Source organism: Mycobacterium sp. Panama NTM2 (assembly GCF_054355555.1).
On the sequence record NZ_CM135953.1, the window covers coordinates 4,477,644 to 4,493,835 of the forward strand.

Annotated in this window: 14 protein-coding genes and 1 pseudogene; 5 read left to right on the forward strand and 10 right to left on the reverse strand. The window is 68.7% G+C overall.

Annotated elements, in window-relative coordinates; all coding sequences use genetic code 11:
* Nucleotides 1-6: 6 nt before the first annotated feature.
* The 5 genes from hisD to ACXYX3_RS21480 all read right to left on the reverse strand — a co-directional run bounded on the left by hisD (nucleotide 7) and on the right by ACXYX3_RS21480 (nucleotide 8,132).
* Entirely contained in the window at nucleotides 7-1,362 is a 1,356-nt protein-coding gene (hisD, locus tag ACXYX3_RS21460) for a histidinol dehydrogenase (protein WP_458608932.1), read from the reverse strand.
* 70 nt (nucleotides 1,363-1,432) lie between these two features.
* Nucleotides 1,433-2,386 (reverse strand): LysR family transcriptional regulator, encoded by a 954-nt coding sequence (locus tag ACXYX3_RS21465; RefSeq protein WP_458608933.1) that lies wholly within the window; start codon nucleotides 2,384-2,386, stop codon nucleotides 1,433-1,435.
* A 106-nt stretch (nucleotides 2,387-2,492) separates the two neighbouring features.
* Nucleotides 2,493-4,313 (reverse strand): ABC transporter ATP-binding protein, encoded by a 1,821-nt coding sequence (locus tag ACXYX3_RS21470; RefSeq protein ID WP_458608935.1) that lies wholly within the window; start codon nucleotides 4,311-4,313, stop codon nucleotides 2,493-2,495.
* Nucleotides 4,310-6,181, reverse strand: coding sequence for an ABC transporter ATP-binding protein (locus tag ACXYX3_RS21475; RefSeq protein ID WP_241203348.1), 1,872 nt, complete (start codon nucleotides 6,179-6,181; stop codon nucleotides 4,310-4,312). The genes ACXYX3_RS21470 and ACXYX3_RS21475 overlap by 4 nt, the downstream gene beginning before the upstream one ends.
* Nucleotides 6,174-8,132 carry an ABC transporter ATP-binding protein gene (locus ACXYX3_RS21480; protein WP_458608936.1) on the reverse strand — a complete coding sequence of 653 codons (1,959 nt, stop codon included), beginning with the start codon at nucleotides 8,130-8,132 and terminating at the stop codon, nucleotides 6,174-6,176. Before ACXYX3_RS21480 ends, ACXYX3_RS21475 begins: the two co-directional genes overlap by 8 nt.
* Before the next feature lie 86 nt (nucleotides 8,133-8,218).
* Between ACXYX3_RS21480 and ACXYX3_RS21485 the strand changes: the two genes are divergently transcribed.
* Genes ACXYX3_RS21485 through ACXYX3_RS21495 form a run of 3 tightly spaced genes read left to right on the forward strand, consistent with a single transcriptional unit; the run spans nucleotide 8,219 to nucleotide 11,093 of the window.
* Nucleotides 8,219-8,989, forward strand: coding sequence for a potassium channel family protein (locus ACXYX3_RS21485; RefSeq protein ID WP_241203350.1), 771 nt, complete (start codon nucleotides 8,219-8,221; stop codon nucleotides 8,987-8,989).
* A 39-nt stretch (nucleotides 8,990-9,028) separates the two neighbouring features.
* Nucleotides 9,029-9,739, forward strand: coding sequence for a two-component system response regulator PrrA (gene prrA / locus ACXYX3_RS21490; RefSeq protein ID WP_239736230.1), 711 nt, complete (start codon nucleotides 9,029-9,031; stop codon nucleotides 9,737-9,739).
* 13 nt (nucleotides 9,740-9,752) lie between these two features.
* Nucleotides 9,753-11,093: a sensor histidine kinase gene (locus ACXYX3_RS21495; protein WP_241203351.1), complete on the forward strand. Its 1,341-nt coding sequence runs from the start codon at nucleotides 9,753-9,755 to the stop codon at nucleotides 11,091-11,093.
* 7 nt (nucleotides 11,094-11,100) lie between these two features.
* Here ACXYX3_RS21495 and ACXYX3_RS21500 read toward each other — a convergent pair whose 3' ends face one another.
* Complete coding sequence (locus tag ACXYX3_RS21500) at nucleotides 11,101-11,463, reverse strand: FKBP-type peptidyl-prolyl cis-trans isomerase (protein ID WP_241203352.1); 363 nt, start codon at nucleotides 11,461-11,463, stop codon at nucleotides 11,101-11,103.
* A 9-nt stretch (nucleotides 11,464-11,472) separates the two neighbouring features.
* Complete coding sequence (locus tag ACXYX3_RS21505) at nucleotides 11,473-12,210, reverse strand: SDR family oxidoreductase (RefSeq protein WP_458612173.1); 738 nt, start codon at nucleotides 12,208-12,210, stop codon at nucleotides 11,473-11,475.
* Nucleotides 12,211-12,253: 43 nt separating this feature from the next.
* Here ACXYX3_RS21505 and ACXYX3_RS21510 point away from each other — a divergent pair, with 43 nt between their 5' ends.
* Nucleotides 12,254-12,502: a DUF2630 family protein gene (locus ACXYX3_RS21510; RefSeq protein WP_241203353.1), complete on the forward strand. Its 249-nt coding sequence runs from the start codon at nucleotides 12,254-12,256 to the stop codon at nucleotides 12,500-12,502.
* Nucleotides 12,499-14,067 carry a phytoene desaturase family protein gene (locus ACXYX3_RS21515; RefSeq protein ID WP_458612174.1) on the forward strand — a complete coding sequence of 523 codons (1,569 nt, stop codon included), beginning with the start codon at nucleotides 12,499-12,501 and terminating at the stop codon, nucleotides 14,065-14,067. Before ACXYX3_RS21510 ends, ACXYX3_RS21515 begins: the two co-directional genes overlap by 4 nt.
* Here ACXYX3_RS21515 and ACXYX3_RS21520 read toward each other — a convergent pair.
* The 3 genes and pseudogenes from ACXYX3_RS21520 to ACXYX3_RS21530 all read right to left on the reverse strand — a co-directional run.
* Nucleotides 14,064-14,293 (reverse strand): annotated as a pseudogene (locus ACXYX3_RS21520) (hypothetical protein); the annotation flags it as partial. The gene ACXYX3_RS21515 and the pseudogene ACXYX3_RS21520 sit on opposite strands and share 4 nt — an antisense overlap.
* A 30-nt stretch (nucleotides 14,294-14,323) precedes the next feature.
* Nucleotides 14,324-14,743, reverse strand: coding sequence for a MarR family winged helix-turn-helix transcriptional regulator (locus ACXYX3_RS21525; protein WP_458608937.1), 420 nt, complete (start codon nucleotides 14,741-14,743; stop codon nucleotides 14,324-14,326).
* Complete coding sequence (locus tag ACXYX3_RS21530) at nucleotides 14,733-16,166, reverse strand: MFS transporter (RefSeq protein WP_458612175.1); 1,434 nt, start codon at nucleotides 16,164-16,166, stop codon at nucleotides 14,733-14,735. Before ACXYX3_RS21530 ends, ACXYX3_RS21525 begins: the two co-directional genes overlap by 11 nt.
* Between the last annotated feature and the right edge of the window lie 26 nt (nucleotides 16,167-16,192).

The following is a 16,192-nucleotide window of genomic DNA, read 5'->3' on the forward strand; positions in this document are numbered from 1 at the left end:
CCTTCATCACCTGCGATCCACCGCGGGTGTTCCGTCGAACACCCCGCTGTGGCGCCCGATCGCGTCGATCCGGATGCTGGCGGTGGCCTCGTGCGCGGCAAGACCCTCGAACGCCGAGATCCTCTCCACCGCAGGCGCCAGCGCCGCGGTGGCATCCCGGCTGGCGCGCTGAAAGGTCAGCGGCTTGAGGAACCGCGACACCGACAGGCCCGCGTTGTAGCGCGACGTCTTGCCCGTCGGCAGCACATGGTTGGTTCCCGCGATTCCCTTGTCGGAATACGCAACCGTGCTCCAGGGGCCGAGGAACAGCGATCCGTAGTTGCGAAGCTCCTTGAGGAAGAACTCGTCGTCACCGGTGTGCACCTCGAGGTGCTCGGGTCCCAGCACGTCGCTGATCGCCGCCGCCTGCGCCCGGTCTTCGGCCAGGATCACAGATCCGTAATCGCGCCACGCAGCGCCCGCGATCTCGCGGGTGGTCAAAGACTGTAGCTGACGCTCGATGGCACGAATCACGTTGCTGCCCAGCGCTTCCGAGGTGGTGATCAGCGCGGCCGGCGAGTTCGGTCCGTGTTCAGCCTGGCCGAGGAGATCAGCTGCGACCCATTCCGGGTCGGCGGTCTCGTCGGCGAGGACGGCGACCTCCGACGGACCGGCCAACAGGTCGATGCCGACCTGACCGAACAGCTGGCGCTTGGCTTCGGTGACGAAGGCATTGCCGGCGCCGACCAGCATGTCCACCGGTGCATCGCCGAGGAGCCCGAAGGCCATCGCCCCGAGCGCTTGCACGCCGCCGACGGCGAACACCCGGTCGGCCCGCGAGAGGTGCGCACCGTAGAGCACGGCGGGGTGCACGCCGTGCTCACCCGAGGGCGGAGAACACGCCAGCACCGTCGGCACACCCGCGGCCTTGGCCACTCCGACGGTCATGAACGCGCTCGCCAGGAGCGGGAACCGTCCAGCGGGCAGATATGCACCGACCCGGGAGACGGGGACGTACTGCACGCCGCCGGTAACGCCGGGAGCCAGCTCGATCTCGAAATCGGCGAGGTGCTCCCGCTGGGCGGAGGCGAACCGGTTGGTGCGCTCGTAACCCAGTTCGAGGGCCTCGCGGACGTCGGGAGGCAGTGCGTCCCCGGACCTGCGCATGTCTGCGGCATCGACTTCCAGAGCCTTGGTGTAGCCGTCGAGATCTCGCGAGTACCGATGCACCGCGTCCAGTCCGTCGCGCTCGATCTCCGACAACATCGCCGAGACCCGCTCGACGACCTGGGGATCGCGTTGGGCCGGGGGGCCGGAGACGGCGGGTTTCTTGAGCCAGGTGAAGGGCCCGAGTGCGCGGGCCTCGGCGGGCGTGATCTGCATGGTCGTCACGCTAGGCAAAATCTGCGCACAGGACTAGAGGGACAGATCCTGCAGCAACTACAGGTTGTTCCTATGAATGGCGGGCGGTAACGATCACAGGAACCCCCGAGGCGTCGGTCGGCGAGATGGCCGCCAGCTCGCGGATGGTGTCTTCTGCGAGGCGGGCGAACTCGCGCGTCGCGTTGGACAGCGGACGCACCCGGTGCCGCGCGAGCGCGATCACGTCGAACAACGGCTCGGCGAAGCGCGCGACGTGCAGGCCCGCGGGGAAGGCGTCGCTGTCGACGACCGCACCGCTGGCGATGGTGTCGCCAACCCCCGCCGCGACCAGCCGGAGCGCCGCCTCCACGTGCTCGATCTCGATCACGGGTTCCAGTCGCAGACCGGCGAGCTGTGCCCGTTCTGCCAACTGACGCCGCGTGGGGTCCTTCCAGCCGTAGTGCGCGTCGTAGAGCACGAGATCGGCAGCGGCGAATTGTTCGACGGTCACCGGCGCGGCAGCGCGGCTCGCGTCGGCGCTGACGTAGAACACCTCGTCGCGCAGCAGCGGGCGGACCGTGAGGTCCTCGTCATCGATCGGCAGGATCAGGATGCCCGCCTCGATTTCACCGGCCTGGATGGCGGCCGCCGTCTCCGCCGAATTCTGCCCGACCAGGCGGACCCGTACCTTCGGGTACCGCTTGTGGAATGTCTGCACCAGGCTCGACAGCAGGTAGTAGTCGGCATTGCGCGGCATTCCGAAGGTAGCCGTGCCGCCGCCGAGTGACCCCAGGGCGCGCACCGCCTGCGCCCCGCTCTCGAGGGCCTGCACCACCTGCTGGGCGTATGGCAGTAGTTCCTGCCCTGCCACCGTGAGGCTGAGCCGGCGGCTGCCCCTCACGAATAACTGTGTCCCGAGCTCGTCTTCGAGCCGACGCACCAACTCCGACACTGACGCCTGCGCGATCGCGAGCTCGTCAGCGGCGGCGGTGAAAGAGCCGAGCCGTTGTGACTCCAGGAAAGCCCTGAGCTGATTCAGAGTCATGGTGGGTTCACCCTATGGTTGGCGCCGCCGATGCGTGTCGAGACTGCGGGCAGATCGCGTTCTGCGCCCACATCACGATCTCCCCGCAGTCTCGGCGACCGTCGCGTCAGGCCAGCGATTGCACCCAGGACCGGTGCAGCGCGGCGTAATGCCCGTCGTCGCGGCCCGTCAGCTCCTCCGGCGAGCCGTCCTCGACGATGCGGCCGTGCTCGAGCACCAGCACCCGGTCGGCGATCTGCACGGTCGAGAGCCGGTGGGCGATCACGATCGCAGTGCGCTCGGCGAGCACCGTTTCCAGCGCCCGCTGCACCATCCGCTCACTCGGGATGTCCAGCGACGAGGTGGCCTCGTCGAGAATCAGCACCGCGGGATCGGCCAGGAACGCGCGCGCGAACGCGACCAACTGACGCTGGCCGGCCGAGAGCCGGCCACCGCGCTTGGCGACGTCGGTGTCGTATCCATCGGGCAGTGAAGCGATGAAGCCGTCCGCGCCGACCGCCTCCGCCGCGGCCCGCACCTCCGCATCGGTGGCGTCGGGCTTGCCGAAGCGGATGTTGTCGGCGACCGTGCCGTCGAACATGAAGTTCTCCTGCGTCACCATCACCACGTGGCGGCGCAGCTCGGTCTGCCGCACATCGCGCAAGTCCACCCCGTCGAGGGACACGCTGCCCGACACCGGGTCGTAGAACCGGGTGACCAGCTTGGCGATCGTGGTCTTGCCCGCGCCGGTGGTGCCGACCAGGGCGACGGTCTGCCCGGCGGGAACCACGAGGTCCAGCTGCGGCAACACCGGCCGATTCGGGACGTAGGAGAACCGGACGTCGCGGAAGGCGATCTCGCCGCGCACGGTGTCGAGGGCGACGGGCTCGGCCGGGTCACCGATGCCGGGTTTCTCGGCGAGCACCCCGGCGAGCTTCTCCAGCGCCGATGACGCGGACTGGAAGGTGTTGAAGAACTGTGAGATCTCCTGCATCGGCTCGAAGAACATCCGCAGGTACAGCAAGAACGCGGCCAGCGTCCCGATCGTCATCTCGCCGTGCAGCACCCGGTACCCGCCGTAGATCAGCACGACACCGGTGGTGATGTTGCCGACGAACTTGACGCCGGGCATGAAGATCGCCAGCAGCTTGAACGTCTTCTCGTTGATGACCCGGTAGCGGTCGGCGACGTCTTCGAAGATCTGCTGGTTGCGCGGCTCCCGGCGATAGGCCTGCACCGCCTTGATGCCCGTCATGGTCTCGACGAACTGCACGATCACCAGCGCCGAGATCTCGCGCACCTCACGGTAGATCCGGGACGACTCGCGGTGGAACCACGCAACGAGCACGACCAGGATCGGGAAGGCCGCCAGACACATCAGCCCGAGTTCGGCGTCGAGCGTGATCAGCAGGATGGCGGTGCCGACAAGGGTGAGCACCGCGGTGATCAGGCTGTCGAAGCCCGTCTCCAACATGTCCTGGATGGCCTCGACGTCGTTGGTGGAGCGGCTGACCACCCGGCCCGAGGTGTAGCGATCGTGAAAGGCGATGTCGAGGCGGCCGAAATGGCGGAACACCCGTCGGCGCAGTTCCCGCAGCACGCGCTGACCGACGCGACCCGAGCGGCGCAGGAAGAACATCCGCGCACTGGCCTGTACGAGGACCACGGCGCACAGCACCCCGACGATCGTCATCAACGTCGTCGCCGGCCCACCCTGCAGCAGCGGCGGGATGCCGTTGTCGATTCCTCTCTGCACCAGGATCGGAACCGAGAGGCGCGCAACGTTTTCCACGACCACGACTACGGCGAGCGCGGCCACCGTCCACTTGTAGGGACGCAGCAGCGAGCCCAGCAGCGCGCGGGCCTCGCGGCGCCGCGGCACCGATTCGTCGATGGGGAGGTCGTCGTGCTCGTCGAAGCGTCCGCGCCAGTCCGGGGCCACACTCACGTCTGCCCCTCCAGGATCTCGTGATCCAACCGCGCCCGCTCGGCCCGCTGCTCCCAGTCGGCCTCGCGTTCACAGCCGTCGTCGAGTTCGTCGTCGGCGGCCAGCAGGTAGCGGTACGCGGGGACATCGGCCAGCAGCTCGGCGTGCGTGCCGACGTGGGTGATGGTCCCGTTCTGCAGCAGCGCCACCCGATCGGCGAGCAGCACCGTCGACGCGCGGTGGGCCACCACCACGCCGGTGACCGCGTGCAGGACGCGGCGCAGCGCCTCCTCGACGACGGCCTCGGTGTGCACGTCCAGAGCGCTCAACGTGTCGTCGAGAACCAGGATGCGCGGGGCGGCCAGAATGGCGCGCGCCAGCGAAAGACGTTGTCGCTGACCGCCCGACAGGCTCATCCCCTGCTCACCGATGCGGGTGTCCAGACCGTAGGGCAGGTCGTAGACGAACTCCGCCGCCGCCACCTCGACGGCCTGACGCAGCTCGTCGTCGGTCGCCCCGGGGTTACCGAGGCGCAGATTCTCTGCGACCGACATCGAGAACAGCGTCGGATCCTCGAACGCCGTGGCCACCGCCTTCCGCAGCGCCTCGAGACTGAGCTCGCGGATGTCCTGGGCGTCGATGCGGATCTCGCCCTCGGTCACGTCGTAGAGCCGAGACAGCAGACCCACCAGCACCGACTTGCCCGATCCGGTCGCGCCGACCAGCGCGAGCGTCTCCCCCGGCTCCACGGTCACGGTGACATGACGCAGCGCCCAGTCGTCGGAGTCCGGGAAACGGAAGCCGACGTCGACGAGCTCGAGGCGGCCTCCCCGCGGCGTCGCATCACGCGGGCCGTCGGTGATCTCGCGCGGCGCATCGAAGATCTCGGCGATGCGGTTCGCCGCGGTGAAGGACTCCTGCGTCATCGACAGCAGGAAGCCGAGCGACGCGATCGGCCACACCAGCGAGAGCATCATCGTGATGAACGCGACCAACGTGCCCATCGTCACGTAGCCGTGGCCGGCAGCGTAGGCACCGAAGCCGAGCACGAGGATCAGCGTCAGGTTCGGGATGATCTCCAGCAGCGTCCAGAACTTGGCCGACACCGACACCCGGCGCACCTGCGTCTCGTACAGATCGGTGAGTTGCTCGTCGAAGCGGTCGTAGACGTAGTCCTCGCGGCCGAAGGACTTGACCACGCGCAACCCGAGCGCGGCCTCCTCCACGTGGGTGGCGACGTGGCCGGCCTGATCCTGGGCCTGCCGTGACAGCCGCGTGTACTCCTGCTGGAAGTGCAGCACCGTCAGCGTGATCGGCACGATCGACACCAGCACCACCACACCGAGCGGCCAGTACATCGCGAGCAGGATCGCGGTGACGATGGTGATCTGCAGGATGTTGAGGATCAGGAATGTGAGCCCGAACGACATGAACCGCCGAATCGAGCTCAGGTCGTTCATGATTCGCGACAGCAGCTGACCGGACTGCCAGCGGCCGTGGAACGACATCGGCAGGATCTGCAACCGCGCGTAGAGGTCTTTGCGGATGTCGGCCTCGACGCCCATCGTCGCGCGGGCCACCAGCCATCGCCGGATGAACCACAGCGCCGCCTCGGCGATGCCCAGACCCATCGCCGCGGCGCCCAGCGTCCACAGCCCCTGCTGGTCCTGGTGTCGCACCGGCCCGTCGATCACCGCTTTGGTCATCAACGGGATTCCGACCGTGGCACCCAGACTCGCGAAGGCCACGGTGAACATCAGGATCCAGCGCCCGCGGTACGGGAGCAGGTACGGCAGCATCCGCCACAGGTCCGAGCTGGGCCTCACCCGCCGGGGCCGCGGCGCGATCGCGGGCGCTGCGCGCAGCGCGTTGGTTCCGGAGTCAGCCACTCACAACATCTTCCCACTGCGAGCAAGTGGTTAACCCATCTAGCGAATGTGCGCGGTGGCACGGCAGGTGAGCGTGCGTGCCCGACGGCGCGCCGAACTGCGTGCGGTAGAGCTCGGCGTAGCGGCCGCCGCGCGCCAACAACTCCGGATGTGTGCCGCGCTCGACGATCTGTCCGTCTTCGACGACGAGGATCACATCGGCCGCACGGATCGTCGAGAGACGGTGGGCGATCACCAGCGACGTGCGGCCGGCCAGCGCTTCTGCGAGCGCCTGCTGCACCTTGGCCTCGGACTCGGAGTCCAGGGATGCCGTCGCCTCGTCGAGCACCACCACCCGCGGCGCGGCCAGCAGCAGGCGCGCGATGGTCAGGCGCTGACGCTGACCGCCGGAGAGCCGGTAGCCGCGCTCCCCGACGATCGTGTCGATACCCTCGGGCATGTCGGCGACCACGGTGTCGAGCCGGGCGCGGCGCAGCGCCGCCCAGATCTCGTCATCCGTGGCCTCCGGGGCGGCGAGCGCCACGTTGGCGCGGATCGTCTCGTGGAACAGGTGCCCGTCCTGGGTGACCATGCCGACGGTGTCCTTCAGCGACGCGAAGGTCGTGTCACGCACGTCGATCCCGTTGAGGCGGACGGCCCCGGACGACACGTCGTAGAGCCGGGCCAGCAGCGATGCCGTCGTCGACTTCCCCGCCCCCGACGAGCCGACGAGCGCGATCATCTGGCCGGGCTCTGCGGTGAACGAGATACCGTGCAGCACCTCGTCGCCGCCACGATCGTCCAGCTCACTGACGTCTTCGAGCGAGGCCAGCGACACGGTGTCGGCGGCGGGATAAGCGAACCGGACGTCGTCGAACTCGACGGTCACCGGACCGTCGGGGATCTCGACCGCGTCGGGCCGCTCCTGGATCAGCGGTACCAGGTCGAGCACCTCGAAGACCCGCTCGAAGCTGACCAGTGCGGTGGCGACCTCGACGCGCGCGTTGGCCAGCGCGGTCAGCGGCGCGTAGAGGCGGGTCAGCAGCAGGGCCAGCGACACGATGGCGCCGGCCTGCAGCGTCCCACCCAGCGCCAGCGCGCCGCCCAGCCCGTACACCAGCGCGAGTGCCAGCGCCGACATCAGCGTCAGCGAGTTCATGAAGGTCGACTGCAGCATCGCGGTGCGCACCCCGATGTCGCGCACCCTGCCGGCCCGCACGCCGAACTCGCGGGACTCGGCGTCGGTGTCGCCGAACAGTTTGATCAGCGTCGCTCCCGGCGCAGAGAACCGCTCCGTCATCTGCGTGTTCATCGTCGCGTTGTGGCCCGCGGCCTCCCGCGACAGCGTCGCCATCGCCCTACCGATGCGGCGCGCGGGAAGCAGGAACAGCGGCATCAGCGCCAGCGACACCACGGTCACCTGCCAGGAGATGCTGATCATCACCGCCAGCGTCAACGTCAACGTGACGATGTTCGAGACGACGCCGGACAAGGTGTCGGAGAACGCGCGCTGCGCGCCCATCACGTCGTTGCCCAGCCGGCTCACCAGCGCACCGGTGCGTGTCCGGGTGAAGAAGGCGACCGGCATGCGCTGCACGTGATCGAACACCGCGGTACGCAGATCCAGGATCAGACCCTCGCCAATGTTCGACGACAACCATCGCGTCAGCAACGACACCGCGGCCTCGGCCAGTGCCACGCCGGCGATCACCACGGCCAGCATCACCACCGTCCCCACGGCGCCCCCGTCGGTGATCTCGTCGACCACGCGGCCCGCGAGCAAGGGCGTCGCCACCGTCAGCACCGCGCCGAGGACGCTGACCAGCAAGAACCAGCCGAGCATGCGGTGATGCCGCGCAGCGAACCGCCAGATGCGCGCCATCAGCGGGCGGTCCGCCAACCCGTGCAGATCGCCGCCCCGGGCGTGCGTCTGCCGGTACAGCGACTGCCGGGCAACTGTTTCCAAGCTCATCTCATCACCGTAGAACCTCAACATTGGATGAGGTCAAAGCCTTCCCGGCAGGTTCAGCTCAGCTCCAACGGGTAACTTCCGATGACGTGACGGAGTCAAGACAGGCAAGACTGCAGAACTGGCAGCGTCGGACCGAGTTGCCGCTGGCCGGAGTCGCGGTGCTGTTCCTGGCCGCCTACGCCACCAGCGTGTTGGCCCGGCCTCAGGGCGCGATGGCATGGACGCTGGGCCTGATCACCGCCATCACGTGGTTCGTCTTCGTCGTCGACTACCTGGTCAGGCTGACCCTGGCCGAGAACCGCTGGCGCTGGTTCTACCGGCACCTGTTCGACCTCGCCATCGTCGTGCTGCCGATGCTGCGACCGCTGCGGCTGCTGCGATTGGTGACATTGATCGCGGTGCTGCAACGCGCCGTCGGCGACGCCATCCGCGGGCGTGTCGTGCTCTACACGGTGTCGGGAGCCCTGCTGCTGGTGTTCGTCGCCTCGCTGGCCGTGCTCGACACCGAGAGGGGCCAACCCGGCGCGCAGATCGAGAACTTCGGCCAGGCCCTGTGGTGGTCGGTGACCACGATCACCACGGTGGGCTACGGCGACCTGACCCCGGTGACGACCACCGGGCGGATCATCGCGGTGTTCCTGATGATCGGCGGAATCAGCCTGGTCGGTTCCATCACGGCCACATTGGCGTCGTGGATCGTGCAGCGCGTGTCCGACGAGGACGAAGAGGGCCGCTCGGTGACGACTGCCCACGTCGACACACTGCTCACCGAGATCGGCGAGCTGCGCGAAGAGGTGCGACGCTTGCGCAGCGAAACCAGCGAGATCAACCGCCAGGCTGCCGCGTCGGCCCGGTAACGGGCAGGTTCCCGCAGCCTGGACCTGTCGTCAGGCAAGATTGCGGGCATGGACAGTGCAGTGGGTTCGCCCCGGGTGCTCGTGGTCGACGACGATCCCGACGTGCTGGCCTCGCTGGAGCGCGGCCTGCGTCTGTCCGGGTTCGACGTGTTCACCGCCGTCGACGGTGCCGAGGCGCTGCGCAGCGCCACCGAGACGCGACCGGACGCCATCGTGCTCGACATCAACATGCCGGTCCTCGACGGTGTGTCGGTCGTGACCGCGCTGCGTGCGATGGACAACGACGTGCCGGTCTGTGTGCTCTCGGCCCGCTCCTCCGTCGACGACCGGGTGGCGGGTCTGGAGGCCGGCGCCGACGACTATCTGGTCAAGCCGTTCGTGCTCGCCGAGCTGGTCGCCCGCGTCAAGGCGCTGCTGCGCCGGCGCGGGTCCACCGCGACGTTCTCGTCGGAGACCATCGCGGTCGGCCCGCTCGAGGTCGACATCCCGGGCCGGCGCGCCCGCGTCGACGGGGTCGACGTCGACCTCACCAAACGCGAATTCGACCTGCTGGCCGTGCTCGCCGAACACAAGACCGCCGTGCTGTCGCGGGCGCAGCTCCTCGAGTTGGTGTGGGGGTACGACTTCGCCGCCGACACCAACGTCGTCGACGTGTTCATCGGCTACCTGCGCCGCAAGCTGGAGGCCAACGGCGCACCGCGCCTGCTGCACACCGTGCGCGGTGTCGGTTTCGTGCTGCGACAGCAGTAGCGGGCACCCCGTCATGATCGTGGTGTCGCGGATCTTCCGACGCACGCCGTCGCTGCGCACCCGCGTGGCATTCGCCACCGCGATCGCCGCGGCCATCGTCGTCGGCATCGTCGGTACGGTCGTCTGGGTCGGCATCACCCAGGACCGCAAGGAGCGCCTCGACCGTCGGCTCGACGAAGCCGCCGGCTTCGCGATCCCGTTCCTGCCGCGCGGCCTGGACGAGATCCCGCCGTCGCCCAACGACCAGGACGCCGTCATCACCGTCCGGCGCGCCGACGGCCAGGTGACCTCGAACTCCGTCGTACTGCCCGAACTGCCACCCGGCTACGCCGACACCACGGTCGACGGGGTGCGCTACCGGGTGCGCACCGTCGAGCTGTCCACGCCCGAGCCGATGTCGGTGGCCGTCGGCGCCACCTACGACGCGACGATCACCGACACCAACAACCTGCACCGGCGGGTGCTGATCATCTGCACGATGGCGGTGGGCGCGGCGACGTTCGGCGGGTGGCTGCTCGCGGCGTTCGCGGTGCGGCCGTTCAAGCGGCTGGCTCAGCAGACCCGCCAGATCGAGGCGGGTGACGAAGCGCCCGACATCGACATCCGCGGCGCCACCGAGGCCGTCGAGATCGCGGACGCCATCAAGGGTCTCGTCGGCCGCGTATGGGAAGAACAGGGCCGCACCAAGGCGGCGTTGGCCTCGGCCCGCGACTTCGCGTCGGTCTCGGCCCACGAACTGCGGACCCCGCTGACCGCGATGCGGACCAACCTGGAAGTGCTCGCGACGCTCGACCTCGCCGAGGAACAGCGCAAGGAGGTCGTCGGCGACGTCATCCGCACCCAGACCCGGATCGAGGCCACGCTCGGCGCGCTGGAGCGGCTGGCGCAAGGAGAATTGTCCACCGAGGACGACCATGTGCCCGTCGACATCACCGAACTCCTGGACCGGGCCGCGCACGACGCGATGCGGGTGTATCCCGATCTGGAGGTGTCGCTGGTGCCTGCGCCGACGGTGATCATCGTCGGGTTGCCCGCAGGCTTGCGGCTGGCGGTCGACAACGCGATCGCCAATGCGGTCAAGCACGGCGGCGCGACCCGCGTGCAGCTGTCCGCGGTCAGCTCGCGAGCGGGAGTGGAGATCGCGATCGACGACGACGGCGTCGGCGTGCCCGAGGAGGAGCGCACGGTGGTGTTCGAGCGGTTCTCCCGGGGCTCGACGGCGTCGCACTCCGGCTCAGGCCTCGGGTTGGCGCTGGTGGCTCAGCAGGCCGACTTGCACGGCGGCACAGCGGCATTGGAGGCGAGCCCGCTGGGCGGGGCGCGCCTGCTGCTGCGGCTGCCGGGGCCGAGCTAGTTTTCGGCTAGCGCGTGCCGAGCAGGTCGATGACGAAGATGAGGGTCTTGCCCGACAGGCGGTGTCCGCCGCCGGCCGGACCGTAGGCCTGCTCCGGCGGGATCGTCAGCTTGCGCCGGCCGCCGACCTTCATCCCCGGGATGCCGTCCTGCCAGCCCTGGATCAATCCGCGCAACGGGAACTCGATCGACTCACCACGGTTCCAGGAGCTGTCGAACTCCTCGCCGGTGTCGTACTCGACGCCCAGGTAGTGCACTTCCACGTTCGCACCCGGGACCGCTTCGGGGCCGTCGCCGACGACGATGTCTTCGATCACCAACTCGGTGGGTGCCGGGCCGTCGGGGAAATCGATCTCGGGTTTGGTCGCCATCCGCCCACCCTAGCCCGGCGACCTGACCTCCTCGGGCTGCAGCCACTCGGTGGGCCGCAGCAGCACCACCTCCGGCAGGATGCACGCCGCCGACAACCGTGTCGTCATCCGCACGACCTCCGCCACGTCGCGCGGCGTGATCATTGTCGACGCCTCGATGGCGCTGCGGTAGACGTCGGCCATCGCCGTGTCGACCAGGCCCGGGCAGATCGCGGTGGCCTTGATGCCCGAGGTAGCGAGCTCGTCGTGCAGCGACTCGGTGAACCCCACGACGGCGGCCTTGGTCGCCGAATACGACGACAGCGTGGCCTCGCCGCGCTTGCCCGCATTGGACGCCGTGTTCACGATCTGCGCCTGTTTGCGCTGGCGCACAGCCTCTTTCAGCAGCGGTTGGCACTTCGCGGTCAGCAGCACGACGGCGCGGATGTTGACGGCCAGTTGCGCGTCGAGGAAGTCCGCGGTGATGTCGGCGACGGCCCGGTTCCCCGCGATCCCCGCGTTGTTCACCAGCAGGTCCAGTGACCCGTACCGCTCGGTATGGAATGCGACCACCTCGTCGAGGAAAGACTCCTCGGCCAGCGATCCGGCGATCGTGTGGACGGCCGACCCGCCGAGCGAGGCGGCCACCGCAGCAAGCTTCGCCGGGTCGCGGCCCACCAGGGTCACGGCATATCCCTCCTCGTGCAGGGCCGCCGCGATCGCCGCTCCGATACCGCCCGACGCCCCCGTCACCAGGGCACTACGCATGGTCACCGGTTCATTAGATCGCGCTGGGGGGCAGACTGTAGGCGTGGCCAACGACGAAGACATCCTTGCCCAGGTGAATCAGCTCGTCGCGGAGGAGAAAGACCTCCGCTCCAAGCTGCAGCACCATGAGATCGACGAGTCCGAAGAGCACCAGCGGTTACGCGCGGTGGAGGTCCAACTCGACCAGTGCTGGGACCTGCTGCGCCAGCGGCGAGCCCTCCGCGAGACCGGCGGCGACCCGACCGCCGCGCAGGTGCGTCCGGCCGACGAGGTCGAGGGCTACCTGAACTGAGCAGCGCCACGGACCCCCGCGCCGACGTCGTCATCGTCGGCGGCGGGCACAACGGCCTGGTGGCCGCCGGTTACCTCGCCCGGGCCGGTCGCCGCGTGCGTCTCCTGGAACGTCTCGACCACGTCGGCGGCGCTGCGGTGTCGGCGTACGCGTTCGACGGCGTCGACGCGCGACTGTCGCGGTACTCCTATCTGGTGAGCCTGCTGCCGCAGCGCATCATCGACGACCTCGGGGTGCGTGTCCGCCTCGTGCGGCGGCGCTGGTCGTCCTACACACCGGACCCGGCGTCGGGCGGCCGCACCGGACTGCTGGTCGGCCCGGCCTCGACGTTCGGCGCGGTGGGCGCCGCCGACGACGAGGCGGGCTTCGACGCCTTCTACCGGCGCTGCAACAGCCTGACGTCACGGGTGTGGCCGACGCTGACGGAGCCGTTGCGAACCCGTTCGGATCTGCGCCGGCACGTCGTGAGTGTCGCCGGAGCCGATGCGGAATGGGCCTGGCGTGCTGTTGTCGAGGAGCCGGTCGGTGCGGCGATCACCTCGGCGGTGCGCCACGATCTGGTCCGCGGGGTGATGGCCACCGACGCGCTGATCGGAACCTTCGCCGCGCTCGAGGATCCGGCGCTGCAGCAGAACGTGTGCTTCCTGTATCACCTGATCGGCGGCGGCACCGGGGACTGGGATGTGCCGGTCGGCGGGATGGGCGCGGTCAGTGGAGCGCTCGCCGCGGCAGCGGCGGGTTTCGGCGCCGAGATCCTGACCGGAGCGGAGGTCGAGTCGATCACGCCCGACGGCGAGGTGCGCTACCGCCACGGCGGTACGCAACATGTCGTCGCCGCCGACCGCGTCCTGGCCAATGTCACACCGGCCGTGCTGGCCCGACTGCTCGGCGAAGCCGCACCCGACGTCGCACCCGGTGCGCAGGTGAAGGTGAACCTGATGCTGCGGCGGCTCCCCCGTCTGCGTGACGACAGCGTCACCGTCGAGCAGGCCTTTGGCGGCACCTTCCACATCAACGAGACCTACAGCCAACTCGATTCGGCGTACCGGCAAGCCTCCGACGGTGTCGTGCCCGAACCGCTCCCGTGTGAGATCTATTGCCATTCGCTGGCGGACCCGACGATCCTGTCGGATGAGCTGCGCGCCTCGGGAGCGCAGACGCTGACCGTCTTCGGGCTGCACACACCTCACCACCTGATGACCACCGGCACCCCGGAGCGCCTTCGCGACACGCTGACGTCGGCGGTGCTGACATCGCTGAATTCGGTTCTCGCCGAACCGATTCACGATGTCTTGATGGAGGACTCCGCAGGCCGGCTGTGCATCGAGACCAAGACGACAGCGGACCTCGACGATACGTTGGGCATGACCAACGGCCACATCTTCCACGGTGCGTTGTCGTGGCCCTTCGCCGAGGACGACGACGAGTTGTCCACGCCGGCGCAACGCTGGGGGGTGGCCACCGCGCACGAGCGAATCCTGCTGTGCGGGTCGGGATCTCGCCGCGGTGGCGCCGTCTCGGGCATCGGGGGGCACAACGCGGCGATGGCGGTACTGGGCCGCTAGCTGGCTGATCCGGGTTCGTAGGGCTGGTGCCACCACCACTGGGCGCGTTCGCCCGTGGCGCCGGGGCACGGTGCGACGTCGGGCGGTGGCTGAGTCGGGTGCGGGCCAGCGACGCGGAGGTCAGGGCGCGGCCGGCGGCGTCGGTGACCACGAGCTGGTCGGCGGGCCCGGTGATCGTGATCAGGCCGCGGTGATGGGCCCGATGGTGATACGGACACACCAGCGCGGATGAAAACGGCTCTGGGGATAGACCACCTCAGCGGCCCGCGAGCTTGTTCAACAGCGACCGCAGTGTCGCCAGATCGTCGGCGCCGAGATCGGTCAGCATCGGCGGTGCCGGGTCACGGACGTCGTCGATGGTGCGCACCAGCTCGCGCCCCGCATCGGTCAGCGACACCACCTTGCAGCGCCTGTTCTGCGGGTTGACCTCGCGGACCACGAGTCCACGCTGCTCCAGGTCGTTGATCGCGACCGTCGCGGCGGGTGCGTCGATGGTCGCTGCCGCGGCGATGTCCTTCACCGTCATCGGAGCCCGGCGCAGACGCATCAGGATGCGTACCCGGCTGAACGGCAGCCCCGAGCGGTCCACCACGAGACGCTTCCATCCGTCGAGGTTGTCCATGACGAGGGCGGACATGTCGCGCCACACCGCGTCGGCCATCGACTCACCGGACATGAGCACCCACCGGCGTCGGCGTTCCGGCGATCAGCGGCGCCAACCGGTCGGCGGACCGCTGCGCGCGTTGCGAGGTGGAGAACACTCCGAGCGCCAGGATCACCAATCCCAGCGCGACGCAGACGAACCACAACGGTCGGGCGGCCGTCGCGAAATCGGCGCCGCCCATCGTGATCGCCGAGCCGGCGACCGAACCGCACAGCGCCACACCGACACTGACGCCGACCTGCCGGCTCGTCGAGGTCACCGCCGAGGCGGCTCCCGCGCGATCCAACGGCATTCCGCTGACCGCCGCGTTCGTGATCGGGGCATTGACCATGGCGAACCCGATGCCGAAGACGGCGAACACGATGACCAGCCACCACACCGGGGTGGAGCCCGTCAGGAAGGTCAGCATCGTCGCGGCCACCGCGATCATTGTCCCGGCGATCACCAGCGAGGGGCGCGCGCCGAACCGGCCGACCAGGCGACCCGACAGCGGAGAGAAGATCAGGGCACCGATCGCGATGGGCAGGTAGATCAGGCCGGTGTGCATCGCCGAGTAGCCGCGCTCGCCCTGCAGGTAGAGCGACATCATGAACAGGAACGCACCCCAGGCGGAGAAGGCGCTGACCGCCGAGACAGTGGCCGAACTGAACGGGATGCTGCGGAAGAAACGCAGATCCAAGAAGGGGTCGTGGCGCCGTGATTCGTAACGCAGGAACGCGGCCAGTGCCACCGCAGCGGCGACGGCGGTGCCGACGACCCGGGGATGCGACCAGCCCAGCACCGGACCTTCGATGAGGGTGTAGACCACGCCGAACAGTGTGATGACGGCCAACAGCTGCCCGACCGGATCGACGCTGCGCATGGTCGCCGACTTGGTCTCGGGAACGAAGACGGCCGTGAGGATCAGGGCACCGGCGCAGATCGGCAGGTTGATCCAGAACACCGAGCGCCAGCCGATCGTCTCGATGAGCAGGCCGCCGACGATGGGCCCGGCTGCCATCGAGATGCCGGTCACCCCACCCCAGATGCCGAGCGCCCGGGCCCGCTCTTGGGGTTTGACGAAGATCTGCGAAATGATGGACAGCGCAACTGGATTCATCATCGAGCCGCCTATTCCCTGCAGGAAGCGGGCACCGATCAGCGCGTCGATGCTGGGCGCGAGGCTGCAGGCCAGCGAGCCCAGCGCGAACAGGCCCAAACCGATCTGGAACACGCGCCTGCGGCCGAACCGGTCACCGGTGGCACCGGAGAGCATCAACAGCGAGGCCAGGACCAGCGTGTAGATGTCGAGCACCCACTGCATCTGCGACGGTGACGCCGAGAGATCGGTGCGGATCGACGGAATAGCGACGTTGACGATCGTGGCGTCCATCGACACGATCAGCAGGCTCAGGCAGCAGGACACCAGGACGATCATCTTGCGCCGCTGCGTCAGCGTGCCGACAGTTTCATTCACACAAC

Bases quoted from the DNA above. Each gene is read 5' to 3' on its own strand.
- hisD (WP_458608932.1), bottom strand. From the start codon at position 1,362: ATGCAGATCACGCCCGCCGAGGCCCGCGCACTCGGGCCCTTCACCTGG.
- ACXYX3_RS21465 (WP_458608933.1), bottom strand. From the start codon at position 2,386: ATGACTCTGAATCAGCTCAGGGCTTTCCTGGAGTCACAACGGCTCGGC.
- ACXYX3_RS21480 (WP_458608936.1), bottom strand. From the start codon at position 8,132: ATGAGCTTGGAAACAGTTGCCCGGCAGTCGCTGTACCGGCAGACGCAC.
- ACXYX3_RS21495 (WP_241203351.1), top strand. From the start codon at position 9,753: ATGATCGTGGTGTCGCGGATCTTCCGACGCACGCCGTCGCTGCGCACC.
- ACXYX3_RS21500 (WP_241203352.1), bottom strand. From the start codon at position 11,463: ATGGCGACCAAACCCGAGATCGATTTCCCCGACGGCCCGGCACCCACC.
- ACXYX3_RS21505 (WP_458612173.1), bottom strand. From the start codon at position 12,210: ATGCGTAGTGCCCTGGTGACGGGGGCGTCGGGCGGTATCGGAGCGGCG.
- ACXYX3_RS21525 (WP_458608937.1), bottom strand. From the start codon at position 14,743: ATGTCCGGTGAGTCGATGGCCGACGCGGTGTGGCGCGACATGTCCGCC.